Source organism: Streptomyces sp. NPDC096193 (genome assembly GCF_040302905.1).
Taxonomy (GTDB): Bacteria; Actinomycetota; Actinomycetes; order Streptomycetales; family Streptomycetaceae; genus Streptomyces.
In genome coordinates this window covers 47,913-60,606 of the sequence record NZ_JBEOSJ010000008.1, presented here as the reverse complement: position 1 = coordinate 60,606, position 12,694 = coordinate 47,913, and the positions used below count along the sequence as shown (strand labels likewise).

Annotated in this window: 11 protein-coding genes; 6 read left to right on the top strand and 5 right to left on the bottom strand. The window is 69.4% G+C overall.

Annotated elements, in window-relative coordinates; genetic code table 11:
- The first annotated feature begins 215 nt into the window (after positions 1-215).
- The 5 genes from ABTX78_RS14400 to ABTX78_RS14380 all read left to right on the top strand — a co-directional run bounded on the left by ABTX78_RS14400 (position 216) and on the right by ABTX78_RS14380 (position 5,114).
- Positions 216-1,187, top strand: coding sequence for a tetratricopeptide repeat protein (locus ABTX78_RS14400; protein WP_352207118.1), 972 nt, complete (start codon positions 216-218; stop codon positions 1,185-1,187).
- Positions 1,188-1,839: 652 nt separating this feature from the next.
- Positions 1,840-2,496, top strand: a complete 657-nt coding sequence (locus tag ABTX78_RS14395) for a DUF6230 family protein (RefSeq protein WP_352207117.1) — start codon at positions 1,840-1,842, stop codon at positions 2,494-2,496.
- 97 nt (positions 2,497-2,593) lie between these two features.
- Positions 2,594-3,148 (top strand): DUF6114 domain-containing protein, encoded by a 555-nt coding sequence (locus tag ABTX78_RS14390; RefSeq protein WP_352207116.1) that lies wholly within the window; start codon positions 2,594-2,596, stop codon positions 3,146-3,148.
- The gene (locus tag ABTX78_RS14385) at positions 3,138-4,481 is read left to right on the top strand and encodes a hypothetical protein (protein ID WP_502993870.1); all 1,344 of its coding nucleotides are present in this window, start codon (positions 3,138-3,140) and stop codon (positions 4,479-4,481) included. The genes ABTX78_RS14390 and ABTX78_RS14385 overlap by 11 nt, the downstream gene beginning before the upstream one ends.
- 99 nt (positions 4,482-4,580) lie before the next feature.
- Entirely contained in the window at positions 4,581-5,114 is a 534-nt protein-coding gene (locus ABTX78_RS14380; protein WP_352207114.1) for a hypothetical protein, read from the top strand.
- Between the two features lie 88 nt (positions 5,115-5,202).
- Here the strand turns inward: ABTX78_RS14380 and ABTX78_RS14375 are convergent, their stop codons facing one another.
- The 4 genes from ABTX78_RS14375 to pta all read right to left on the bottom strand — a co-directional run bounded on the left by ABTX78_RS14375 (position 5,203) and on the right by pta (position 10,603).
- The gene (locus ABTX78_RS14375; protein ID WP_352207113.1) at positions 5,203-5,613 is read right to left on the bottom strand and encodes a DUF4279 domain-containing protein; all 411 of its coding nucleotides are present in this window, start codon (positions 5,611-5,613) and stop codon (positions 5,203-5,205) included.
- A 38-nt stretch (positions 5,614-5,651) separates the two neighbouring features.
- The gene (pyk, locus tag ABTX78_RS14370) at positions 5,652-7,082 is read right to left on the bottom strand and encodes a pyruvate kinase (RefSeq protein WP_352207112.1); all 1,431 of its coding nucleotides are present in this window, start codon (positions 7,080-7,082) and stop codon (positions 5,652-5,654) included.
- A 96-nt stretch (positions 7,083-7,178) separates the two neighbouring features.
- Positions 7,179-8,435 (bottom strand): acetate kinase, encoded by a 1,257-nt coding sequence (locus ABTX78_RS14365; protein ID WP_352207111.1) that lies wholly within the window; start codon positions 8,433-8,435, stop codon positions 7,179-7,181.
- Positions 8,432-10,603 carry a phosphate acetyltransferase gene (pta, locus tag ABTX78_RS14360; protein WP_352207110.1) on the bottom strand — a complete coding sequence of 724 codons (2,172 nt, stop codon included), beginning with the start codon at positions 10,601-10,603 and terminating at the stop codon, positions 8,432-8,434. Before pta ends, ABTX78_RS14365 begins: the two co-directional genes overlap by 4 nt.
- Positions 10,604-10,868: 265 nt before the next feature.
- Between pta and ABTX78_RS14355 the strand changes: the two genes are divergently transcribed.
- A complete protein-coding gene (locus tag ABTX78_RS14355) occupies positions 10,869-11,894 on the top strand; it encodes an ATP-dependent 6-phosphofructokinase (RefSeq protein WP_352207109.1) in 1,026 nt (341 codons plus the stop codon).
- A gap of 49 nt (positions 11,895-11,943) precedes the next feature.
- Here ABTX78_RS14355 and ABTX78_RS14350 read toward each other — a convergent pair whose 3' ends face one another.
- Positions 11,944-12,555, bottom strand: coding sequence for a helix-turn-helix domain-containing protein (locus ABTX78_RS14350; RefSeq protein WP_502993876.1), 612 nt, complete (start codon positions 12,553-12,555; stop codon positions 11,944-11,946).
- Positions 12,556-12,694 lie beyond the last annotated feature (139 nt).

Here is a 12,694-nt window from a genome sequence, read left to right as displayed (position 1 = left end):
GCGATTCTTTGTGAGGCAGTTCACCGGAAAAATCTCACACGCGGCCGGGCTGGTGCAGTTACGCTACGACCCGTAGCGAAAGCTGTGACCGGCTCCGCGACAACCACACTGGCGCATGGGTGGGGACCCCGCGCCGCGTTCTTCGAGCAGTACCCGTACGGCGGTCCTGTGACCGCGTTTTTCCCATGCGTGCGTGGAGGGGGGAGGATGTACTCATGCAGCCTAGGAACATGTCCATGAGCGGCGTCGTCGACCTCGCCGCGGTGAAGGCGGCCGGAGAGGCCAAGGCCAAGGCGGAGCAGGCCCGTGCCGAGGCCGCCCGCACCGGCGGCGGCGGTGCCGTAGCCCCCTCCAGTCTGGTGATCGACGTCGACGAGGCGGGCTTCGAGCGCGATGTCCTCCAGCGTTCCGCCGAGGTCCCGGTCGTCATCGACTTCTGGGCCGAGTGGTGCGAGCCCTGCAAGCAGCTGAGCCCGCTGCTGGAGCGGCTGACGCAGGAGTACAACGGCCGTTTCCTCCTCGCCAAGATCGACGTCGACGCCAACCAGATGCTGATGCAGCAGTTCGGGATCCAGGGCATCCCGGCCGTGTTCGCGGTCGTCGCCGGGCAGGCCCTTCCCCTCTTCCAGGGAGCGGCCCCCGAGGCGCAGATCCGCCAGACGCTGGACCAGCTGGTGCAGGTCGCCGAGGAGCGCTTCGGTCTCACCGGTATCGCGGTCGACGCAGCGGCGGAGGGCGAGGAGACCGGCCCGGCGCCTGTGCCCGCCGGCCCCTACGACGCTCTGCTGGAAGCGGCCGTACAGGCTCTTGACGCGGGCGACTTCGGCGGTGCCGTCCAGGCGTACAAGAACGTGCTGTCCGACGACCCGGGCAACACGGAGGCGAAGCTCGGCCTCGCCCAGGCCGAACTGCTGGGCCGTGTCCAGGACATGGACCCGCAGAAGGTGCGCCAGGAGGCCGCCGAGAAGCCGGCCGACGTGAACGCGCAGATCGCCGCGGCGGACCTGGACCTGGTGGGCGGCCATGTGGAGGACGCCTTCGGCCGGCTCGTCGAGGCCGTGCGCCGTACGACCGCCGAGGACCGCGACGCGGCCCGGCTGCGCCTTCTCGAACTCTTCGAGGTCGTCGGTCCCGACGACCCGCGTGTGACGGCGGCGCGTTCCGCGCTCGCCAGGGTGCTGTTCTGAGCCATGTTTGAAAGAGCCTGAGTCGAACGTTCCGTTCCGCCAGGTCTGTGGGGTTTGCGGCGGTGGCGCTGGTGAGGCGCCGCCGCCGTTTTGGCGACACAGTGACCGGACACGGCCGCCCTTTACCAAAACTTGGTAAATCGACGAGCTGTTACTCGTAGTAAGCCAACCTGCTTGTCTTGTCCGCTTATTGGCGGCAATCCACCTTTCTGGCGAGGTGCCCGGGTGCACCCTGCGTGGCCGCTCCACATCAGCCCGTCGTGGCGTGGTTATCAGGCCGTTACTAGCGAGTAACGAACCCCCTTGTGCCGCGGCCGGTAATGGACCACGATCGGCGACGCTCGGTCCAATACCGCACCAGCCCGGCCCCCAGCCGCGCCGCGGTCGTTGGGTCCCCACCGGGTGGGCCGGCGGCAGTGGCGCCGGTCGCGGACAGGGGGGTTCCTGCCGAACGGCAGGGCCTGTCCGACAGGTTGTGCGTGATGCGTCAGGCGCGACCAGTGGTTGTCGCTCGGGGGTGATCGCCGGTGTTTCGGACGCGGATGCGCCTGAAAGTACAGGCGCTCTCCTTCCCGAGGACGTAGCACTTCTCCCATCCCAGGACGGACCCACGGTCCGGACCGGAGATGTACGTCCGAGAAGGAGGAAATTCATGGAGTCAGTGACTCGGGGTGGAACCAGATGGAAGCGGTTCGCCCTTGTCATGGTGCCGAGCGTGGCCGCAACGGCCGCGATAGGCGTCGGTCTGGCACAGGGCGCGCTCGCCGCGTCGTTCGCTGTGTCCGGCCAGGAGTTCAAGGTCACCGCCGGATACCTTGATGGCCGTGGGTTCGCCCAGTACGGCGGCGTCGACATGGGGTACAAGGACCTCAAGAGCGACGAGAAGGTGGCGCACCCGGTCGCCATCTCGACCTTCGAGAACGCGTCGATCACCAAGATGTGCCAGTCGGTCGTCACCGACGTGCCCTTCGTCGGCAAGATCACGCTGAAGCTGAAGGCGGGCGACAAGGGCACCCCGGTCCAGGCGAAGAACCTGTACCTGGACGTGTCGTCGCTGGACGCGAACGCCAAGTTCACGGACATCGACATCGGCGTCGCGGCCAAGAACACCGGTGCCTCGGCCGGTGGCAAGGGTCCTGAAGTCAAGGACAAGTCGATCCTGCCCAACGGGTTCGCCCAGCAGGCGACGCGTGCCGAGCTGACCGGTGTCAAGCAGAAGGCCTGGGCGACGACCGCCGGCACCTTCGAGCTCAGCGGTCTCAGCATGCGTCTGCTCAAGGGCTCCGGCGACGGTATCGAGTGCTACTGACGGTCATCCCGTCCGGGCGGGCGGGTAGAGCTCTCACGGCTGCGCCCGCCCGCCCAACTCTTCACACAGCAATGCCAGTTCCAGGGAGCTGTTTTCCATGAGCGCCGAGTCTGCAGTGTCACCGGGACGGGACGAGCACTTCCTCCGCGTCCTTCGGCGGAACTTCCGCACGTGGCGGGGCCAGCGGCCTTTCTGGGCCGGACTCTTCACCCTGCTCGGCGGAATCCCCATCGCCTATTTCCCGTACGCGACGTTCAAGCTCGGGCACATGACGCTCTCCATGGCGACGACCGCGGGTGCGGGCTCGCTGATCATCGGCATCCTGCTGGTGACGCTGGGCCTGACGATGTGGTTCCACCACATCGTCCGTGTCTTCGCGGGAGTCGCCTCGATCCTGCTCGCGTTGATCTCGATCCCGATCGCCAACCTCGGCGGCTTCATCATCGGGTTCCTGCTGTCGATGCTCGGTGGCGCGCTGGCGATCGCCTGGGCACCCGGGAACCCGCAGCCCGACCCGGCCGAGGCCACGACCGCCGCACCCGCACCGGCCGAGCCGGCGGGTGGCGCCGATCCGGAGCCCTGGGGCCCCTACGGCGCGAACACGCACGACACCACCATCGAATCCAACGGCGGGAGGAACAGTGCAGGGTGATGTCACACCGCTGACCACGGCTGGGGGCGATGGGGCACAGGTCAGAAGGGGGCCGCGGCACGCGGCCCCGAGGAAGTCGCTGCTGACCAAGCTCCAGAGGCCCGCGGGCAAGGCGATGGCTTTGGCCGCGATGCCCACCGCCGTCTTCGTCGGCATGGGCCTCACCCCCAAGCTGGCGCTCGCCGATGACAAGGACATTCCGTTCGCTCCCGGTCCGTGTGTGACACGTTCGGACGAGCCGGCGGAGTCCGAGTCGCCCAAGCCCTCCGAGTCGGCCAAGCCGTCCGACGAGGCGTCCGAGACGCCCGACCCGTCCTCGACCGCTCCGGCCGACGAGAACGACGGCAAGGACGACGACGCCGAGCCGACGCCGGACACCACGCCGTCCGCCTCCGACCCGGGGCGTGTCGACGAGGAGAAGCCCGACGAGGCGAAGCCGGCGCCGACCCCGACGCCCTCCGCGTCGGAGACCAGGAACCCGCTGGATCCGCTGGGTGTGGGTGACGCGCTCGAGAACCTGTTCGACGGCCCCGACAAGCCGACGGCCACGCCCACCCCGACTCCCACCGCGTCGCAGCCGAGCGAGCAGCCGGCCGACAAGCCGAGCGAGAAGCCGGCGGCGAAGCCCGCGGAGCCGCAGGACGAGAAGCCGTCGGCCAAGCCCGCCGACAAGGTCGACGAGGCCGAAAAGGCGGAAGACAAGACCGACAAGGTCAAGGACGCCATCAAGGACGCGGCGGACAAGGCCGGGGCGACGACCGAGGAGCTCGAAGCCGCGGTCAAGAGCCTCGACCCCAAGAGCGACACGGACATCCCCGAGGGCGCCAAGCCGCGCTTCCCGTGCCCCGAGGCCGACCCCCAGGCGCTGGCCGCGGCCGACCTGGAGCCGGGCATCCCGCTGCTCCCGGACGAGCCCTGGGTGCTGGAGAGTTCGCTGCTCACTCTGACGGGCCTGGACTACAAGGGCATCGTCGAGGTCAAGACCGGCAGCGGCAAGATCAAGAAGGTGCTGAAGTTCACGGCCTCGGGCGTGGACATCAAGGACCTGCACCAGCTGGTGGAAGGCCCGAACGGGACGACCGCGCACGTCGAGGCGGACAAGGGCTCCACCTCGACGATCCGCAGCGGCACGGTGACGATGTACACGGAGGAGCTGAAGGGCAACCTCTTCGGCCTGATCCCGATCACCTTCAGCCCGACGACCCCGCCGCCGCTGAACGTTCCGTTCGCGTTCTTCACCAACGCCAAGGTGAAGCAGGCCGGTCAGTTCGGCGGGACGCTGACGGTGCCGGGTCTGCACAACTACTTCACCGGTGGGAACACCGGGAACTGAGTCCTCCGGGAGCCGCGAGACGACTGTGGGGCGCACCCCCGATCAGGGGTGCGCCCCACAGTCGTCCGTCCTGTCGTCCGATGAGGACCGGCCTTTGAGATGATCACCGGTGTGAACATCATGGATGTGCTGACGGACATGGCGCGGACGGGCGGCCTGGGCGTCCTGAAGCCCGGAACGTCACTGGACGAGGTGTCCGGTGTCCTCGGGGCTCCGGCCGTGGCGGACTACGTGCCCGACGCCGAACCGTCCTGGCCGCGGACGTTCGCGTACGGCGACGTACGCCTGGAGGTCTGCCGCTGCGGCCTGATCCACCGGGTCGCCCTCAGCACCTGGACGGAATCCGTCCGCATCCCCGCCACGTGCGCCGGTGCCCGCACCGACACGGTCACGGGAACGGCCGGCATGTCGCCGACCGCCACGTTCGCCCAGCTGCGCGCCGCGCTCGATCTCGCCCGTGTGGCCTGGGAGTCGGACCTGGAGCTCGCGAGCCAGTTCTCGATCGTCGTGGACCGTGCGCCGATCCTGGTCCGCTTCACCTTCGCCACCGACGCGGGGGCCGGCGCGGCCGACAGGAGCGACGGAACGCTGCACAGCGCGATCGCCCGGGACACCGAGCACATGTGCCCCTGAGGCGACCGGGAGCCGCGAGAAGACCGTGGGCCGCACCCCTGGCGCAGGGTGCGGCCCACGTCATTGATCCCCCATCAGACGCTCATCGCTACTCGTGGTGGACGTACTGATCGATGTCAAGCGACGACTTCGCCGTGCTCAGCCAGTCGATCAAGGGTTCTCCCAGGAAGATGCCCTTGGCCGCCGTGTTCTCGTGGTCATCGATCCGCTGGACGATGACCAGGGACACGTCGCCTCCGGCGTCCGCCAGTTGTCCGAGCGCCCGTGCGAACTCGTGGCCCCAGCCGAGTACCACGGGCTCCAGATCCTCCGGTCGCGCTGCGGGAGTTGCGACGGTGGCATGGCGCATCCACGACGTGAACGCACGAGGAGGGTGCTCGGGGCGCCGCCGGCTGCCCACCGCATGGGCCTCGTCCGGTTGCGCGCCGAGCCGGTCGCTGATCTCCTCCGGTGTCAGCGTGGCGCTGACGACCCTCACGTACATCCGGAACGCACTCACGGCTGATACCGAACGTTTCCCGTCGTGCGGGGAAGACCTCAGCCCTTCGACTCCCCGCCCAAGTGGTGCACCCGCACCATGTTCGTCGTGCCCGGCACGCCCGGAGGCGAGCCGGCGGTGATGATCATGATGTCGCCCTCGTTGTACCGCTGGAGCTTCAGCAGTTCCGCGTCCACCAGGTCCACCATCGCGTCGGTGTTGTCGACGTGCGGAGCGACATAGGACTCCACGCCCCAGCTGAGCGCGAGTTGGTTGCGCGTCGACTCGTCCGTCGTGAACGCCACGATCGGCTGCTCCGCGCGGTAGCGGGACAGGCGCCGGGCCGTGTCGCCGGACTTGGTGAAGGCGACCAGGGCCTTGCCGCCCAGGAAGTCCGCGATCTCGCAGGCCGCGCGGGCCACCGAGCCGCCCTGGGTGCGCGGCTTCTTGCCCGGGACCAGGGGCTGGAGGCCCTTGGAGATCAGTTCCTCCTCCGCGGCGACCACGATCTTGGACATCGTCTTGACCGTCTCGATCGGGTACGCGCCGACCGAGGACTCGGCGGAGAGCATCACCGCGTCCGCGCCGTCCAGGATCGCGTTCGCCACGTCGGACGCCTCGGCGCGCGTCGGGCGGGAGTTGGTGATCATCGACTCCATCATCTGGGTCGCCACGATCACCGGCTTGGCGTTGCGGCGGCACAGCTCGATGAGCCGCTTCTGCACCAACGGGACCCGCTCCAGCGGGTACTCGACGGCCAGGTCGCCTCGCGCGACCATCACGCCGTCGAAGGCCATGACGACATCCACCATGTTCTCGACGGCCTGCGGCTTCTCCACCTTGGCGATGACGGGGACCCGGCGGCCCTCCTCGTCCATCACCTTGTGGACGTCCTTGACATCGCTCGCGTCGCGGACGAAGGAGAGCGCGACCATGTCGCAGCCCATCCGCAGCGCGAAGCGCAGGTCCTCGATGTCCTTCTCGGACAGAGCCGGGACATTGACCGCCGCGCCGGGCAGGTTGATGCCCTTGTGGTCGGAGATGACACCGCCCTCGACGACGATGGTCTTCACCTGCTGCCCGGTGACCTCGACCACGCGCAGTTCGACGTTGCCGTCGTTGATGAGGATCGGGTCGCCCTTGGAGACGTCGCCCGGCAGGCCCTTGTACGTGGTGCCGCAGATGGACTTGTCACCGGCCACGTCCTCGGTGGTGATGACGAACTCGTCCCCGCGGACCAGTTCGACCGGTCCCTCGGCGAAGGTCTCCAGCCGGATCTTGGGGCCCTGGAGGTCGGCGAGCACGCCGACGGCACGGCCGGTGTCCCCGGCGGCCTTGCGGACGCGGTGGTACCGCTCCTCGTGCTCGGAGTGGGTCCCGTGGCTCATGTTGAATCGGGCCACGTTCATACCGGCTTCGATGAGCAATTTCAGCTGCTCGTACGAGTCGACGGCGGGGCCCAGCGTGCAGACGATTTTGGAACGGCGCATAAGGCGGATCCTATCGGTTTGTTTCGACTCGGAATATTCCGTCTGGTGGAAAGTACAAATGGGCGGGACTCCGCTCAGGCGATACCTGCCACGGAATCAAGCATTTCCCGTTCGGGAACCGCTCGTGACCAGGGCGAATGTTTGCCGCGCGATCTCCAGCTCCTCATCCGTGGGGACCACGGCCACCGCGACCCGTCCCCCAGGCGCCGAAATAATCCGCGCCTCATCGGAACGGGCGGCGTTCCGCTCACGGTCCAGCGTCAGACCGAATCCCTCCATACCTGCCACGGCAGCCTCCCGCACCGGCGCCGCGTTCTCACCGACCCCCGCCGTGAACGCGATCGCGTCCACCCGGCCGAGTACCGCGAAGTACGAGCCGATGTACTTCCTCAGACGATGGATGTAGATGTCGAAGGCGAGGTGCGCCCGCTCGTCCCCCTCATCGATCCGGCGGCGGATCTCCCGCATGTCGTTGTCACCGCAGAGCCCCACCAGACCGCTCTTCTTGTTGAGCAGCACGTCGATCTCGTCCGCCGACATCTCCGCGACCCGCATCAGATGGAAGGTGACCGCGGCGTCGACGTCACCGGAGCGGGTGCCCATGACGAGCCCCTCCAACGGTGTCAGCCCCATCGAGGTGTCCACGCACCGGCCGCCGGCGACCGCCGAGGCGGACGCGCCGTTGCCCAGGTGCAGGACGATGACGTTCACCTCGGACGGCTCCTTGCCCAGCAGTTCCGCCGTCTTCCGCGAGACGTACGCGTGGGAGGTGCCGTGGAAGCCGTAGCGGCGGATGCGATGGGCGTCCGCCGTCTCCACGTCGATGGCGTAGCGGGCCGCCGCCTCCGGCATCGTCGTGTGGAAGGCCGTGTCGAAGACCGCCACCTGCGGCAGGTCGGGACGCAGCGCCTGTGCCGTGCGGATCCCGATGATGTTCGCCGGATTGTGCAACGGCGCCACCGGCACCAGCCGCTCCACCTCTGCCAGCACGTCGTCGTCGACCACCGTCGGCTCGGTGAACCGCAGGCCGCCGTGCACCACGCGATGGCCGATGGCCGCCAGATCGGGGGAGTCCAGCCCGAGACCGTCAAAGGCCAGCTCGTCGGCGACCGACTTCAGCGCCGCGCCGTGATCCGCGATGGGACCGGTGCGCTCGCGCTTCTCGCCGTCGGTGAGCGGGGTGTGGACGAGCCGGGACGTCTCCTCGCCGATCCGTTCCACCAGCCCGGCGGCGAGCCGCGAGCCGTCGTGCATGTCGAGCAGCTGGTACTTCACCGACGACGAGCCGGAGTTCAGGACGAGGACGCGGGTCGCGGTCACAGTCTCGGAGCCTTCTGTGCGGGGGACGGTCATACGGACGCGGGCGGGCCGCTGGGGGCCGGCCCGCTGGGGGCCGACCGCGCAGCCGGCACGGGCTGGGCCTGGATGGCCGTGATGGCCACCGTGTTCACGATGTCGCTGACGAGCGCGCCCCGCGACAGGTCGTTGACGGGCTTGCGCAGCCCCTGGAGCACCGGCCCGACGGCCACGGCGCCGGCCGACCGCTGCACGGCCTTGTAGGTGTTGTTGCCGGTGTTGAGATCCGGGAAGATCAGCACCGTCGCCTGGCCCGCCACCTCGGAGTCCGGCAGCTTCGTCGCCGCGACGGACGGCTCGACGGCCGCGTCGTACTGGATCGGGCCCTCGATCCTCAGCTCCGGCCGGCGCTCCCGCACCAGCTTGGTCGCCTCGCGCACCTTGTCCACGTCGGCCCCGGAGCCGGAGGTGCCCGTCGAGTACGACAGCATCGCGATCCGCGGGTCGACGCCGAAACGGGCCGCCGTCGCCGCCGACTGGACCGCGATGTCCGCGAGCTGCTCGGCGTCCGGGTCCGGGTTGACCGCGCAGTCCCCGTACACGAGCACCCGGTCGGCGAGGCACATGAAGAAGACGGAGGAGACGATCGAGGCCTCGGGCTTCGTCTTGATGATCTCGAAGGCGGGGCGGATGGTGGCGGCGGTGGAATGCACCGAGCCCGAGACCATGCCGTCGGCCAGGCCCTCCTGCACCATCAGCGTGCCGAAGTAGTTCACGTCCGCCACGACGTCGTGCGCCAGCTCCACCGTCACGCCCCGGTGGGCGCGCAGCTCGGCGTACCGCTCGGCGAAGAGCTGGCGGAGCTCGGAGGTGGCCGGGTCGATCAGCTGGGTCGAGCTGAGGTCGATGCCCAGGTCGGCGGCCTTCTTGCGGATCACCTCGGTGTCGCCGAGGAGGGTCAGGTCGCAGACGTCCCGGCGGATCAGGACGTCGGCCGCGCGCAGCACGCGTTCCTCCGCGCCCTCGGGCAGCACCACCCGGCGGCGGTCCGCGCGCGCCTGCTCCAGCAGTTCGTGCTCGAACATCATCGGGGTGACATGGCCGCTGCGGCCCACCGCGAGCCGGGCCAGCAGCTCGCCGGTGTCGACATGACGCTCGAACAGGCCGAGCGCCGTCTCCGCCTTGCGGGGCGTGGAGGCGTTCAACTTGCCCTCCATCGCGAACAGTTCGGCGGCGGTGGGGAAACTGTTGCCGGCGACCGAGACCACCGGGGTGCCGGGTGCGAGCCGGGAGGCGAGGGTGAGGACCGCGTCGCTGGGCCGCTCGTCGAGGGTGAGCAGCAGGCCGGCGATGGGCGGGGTGCCGGCGGAGTGGGCGGCCAGCGCCCCCACCACCAGATCGGCACGGTCTCCGGGGGTCACCACCATGCAGCCGGGCGTCAGGGCGTTCAGGAAGTTCGGCAGCATCGCGCCGCCGAAGACGAAGTCGAGTGCGTCGCGGGCGAGCCCCGCGTCGTCGCCGAGCAGCACCGTGCCGCCGAGCGCGTGGGTGATCTGGGCGACGGTCGGGGCGGCGAGTGCCGGCTCGTCGGGCAGGACGTAGCAGGGGACGGGCAGTCGGGCCGCCAGCCGCTCCGCGATCTCCGCGCGCTCCTCGGGGGCGACCCGGTTGACGGCCACGGCGAGGACGTCGCAGCCCAGGGCCTCGTACGCGCGGTGGGCATTGCGCGCCTCGGCCCGTACGGACTCCGCGCTCTGGCCCTTGCCGCCGACGACCGCTATCACCGAGGCGCCGAACTCGTTGGCGAGCCGGGCGTTGATCGCGAGCTCGTCGGGGAGCTGGGTGGCCGCGAAGTCGGTGCCGAGGACGAGGACGACCTCGTACTCCCGCGCGACCCGGTGGAAGCGGTCGACGAGCTGGGAGACCAGCTCGTCGGTACCCCGCTCGGCCTGGAGGGCGGAGGCCTCGTGATAGTCCATGCCGTACACGGACGCCGGATCCTGTGACAGCCGGTAACGGGCTCGCAGCAGGTCGAACAGCCGGTCCGGGCCGTCGTGCACCAGCGGGCGGAAAACACCCACCCGGTCCACCTGGCGGGTGAGGAGCTCCATGACTCCCAGCTCGACGACCTGCCGGCCGTCCCCGCGGTCGATCCCGGTCACGTACACTCCGCCTGCCTTCGGCGGGTGGTGCCCCCTGCTTGTCACGCGCGCTCTCCCGTCCATGCTCTCTGGGGTGCGAAAAGGTCGGTGCGATAAAGGTGGTACGTACAAAAAAACCGCTGAGGACGGCCTTTCCCCTCTTGACGGTACCTCCGTGGATGGCTATGGGCCGTCCCGTAGGGCGCCCGGCGGACCGGAGCGGCCGGTGGCTTGCTCACGAGGGGCGTACGCCGTGCCTGGGAGCGGCCGGGAGCGCGGGTTCTCCCGGGTCCGTGGAACAATCGAATGTGGCTCACCTGTACCACTGACGAGCAGGAGACACAGCACGATGCGCATCGGAGTGCTCACCGCAGGGGGCGACTGCCCCGGACTGAACGCTGTGATCCGGTCGGTCGTGCACCGTGCCCTCACCTTTCACGGTGACGAAGTCATCGGTTTCGAGGACGGATTCAAGGGACTCCTCGACGGCCACTACCGTCCGCTCGACCTCAACGCGGTCAGCGGCATCCTCGCCCGCGGCGGCACGATCCTCGGCTCCGCCAGGCTCGAGCGCGGCCGGCTGGCCGAAGCCTGCGAGAACGCACCGGAGTTGGCACGGCTGCACGGCATCGACGTGCTCATCCCGATCGGCGGCGAGGGCACGCTCACAGCGTCCCGGATGCTCGCGGACGGGGGTATGCCCGTCGTCGGGGTGCCGAAGACGATCGACAACGACATCTCCGCCACGGACCGCACGTTCGGCTTCGACACGGCCGTGATGGTCGCCACCGAGGCCATCGACCGCCTCAAGACGACCGCGGAGTCGCACCAGCGAGTGATGGTCGTCGAGGTGATGGGCCGGCACGCGGGCTGGATCGCCCTGGAATCGGGCATGGCGGGCGGCGCCCACGGCATCTGCCTGCCGGAGCGGCCGTTCCAGATCGAGGACCTGGTGAAGATGGTCGAGGAGCGGTTCTCGCGGGGGAAGAAGTTCGCGGTCATCTGCGTCGCCGAGGGAGCGCACCCGGCCGAGGGCTCGATGGACTACGGCAAGGGGGAGATCGACCAGTACGGCCACGAGCGCTTCCAGGGCATCGGCAACCGCCTCGCCGCCGAGCTGGAGCACCGCCTCGGCAAAGAGGCGAAGCCGGTCATCCTGGGCCACGTCCAGCGCGGCGGCACCCCGACGGCGTACGACCGCGTGCTCGCGACCCGCTTCGGCTGGCACGCGGTGGAGGCGGCGCACCGCGGCGAGTACGGCATGATGACGGCGCTGCGCGGCACCGAGGTGAAAATGGTCCCGCTGGCGGAGGCGGTGACCCGCCTGAAGACGGTCCCGGCGAACCGGATGCACGAGGCGGAGTCGGTGTTCTGACCTGCGGGTGGCCGGCGCGTCGAGCGGCCTCACCTGCGAGAGGCGGGCCTCAGCTCCTGGCCAGGTCCCAGAAATGGTCGGCTATCCGGTTCAGGAACTCACGGCCCGCGCTGCCCGTGTCCTCCGTCGTCGCGCCCCAGCTGAGCGTCGCCACCATGCGCGACTGGTAGGCCGCGTGCAGCTCCTCCAGTACCGCTTCGAGCTGGGGGCGCTCCATCGGGACCAGTTTCGACACCGGGCGGACGTACGCCTGCCAGCGTGCCGCGACCGCGCTGCGCAGCAGTTCCGCGAGGTCGTCCTCGCGGCCCGTGGCGACCAGCAGTTCGCGCGGGCCGAGTCGCAGGGCCTCGGCGAGCGCGGCCGTCTGGCGTTCGGTGCCGCGCCAGCGGCCCGACTCCTCCATGCGCAGATAGCTGTCCGCGTCCACGCCGAGGCGTCGCGCCAGGTCGGCCGGTGCGTATCCGTGCGCCAGCCGGTGTTCGCGCAGGCTGGAGGCCTCGGTGAGCAGGTCGTGCGGCGCGCACCACAAGACCCCGGCCAGTGCGGTCAGTTCGCGGGTACCCGGGGCGAGGAGCCCGCGTTCCCAGGAGACCACCGTGTCCGGTGAGATGTGGAGCCCGTACTGGGCGCGGAGACCGTACGCGACATGGCCGGGGGCCATTCCGAGGGCTTCGCGCAGCCGGCGGGCGGCGGGGGCGTTGAACGGGGGCTTGGGAGCGTGGTGCACGCGGCAACGCTAGAGGCCGGTGGGGCGTCGCGACTACGGTGCGTTCACCCAACGCCACTTGTCGTAGGAACGT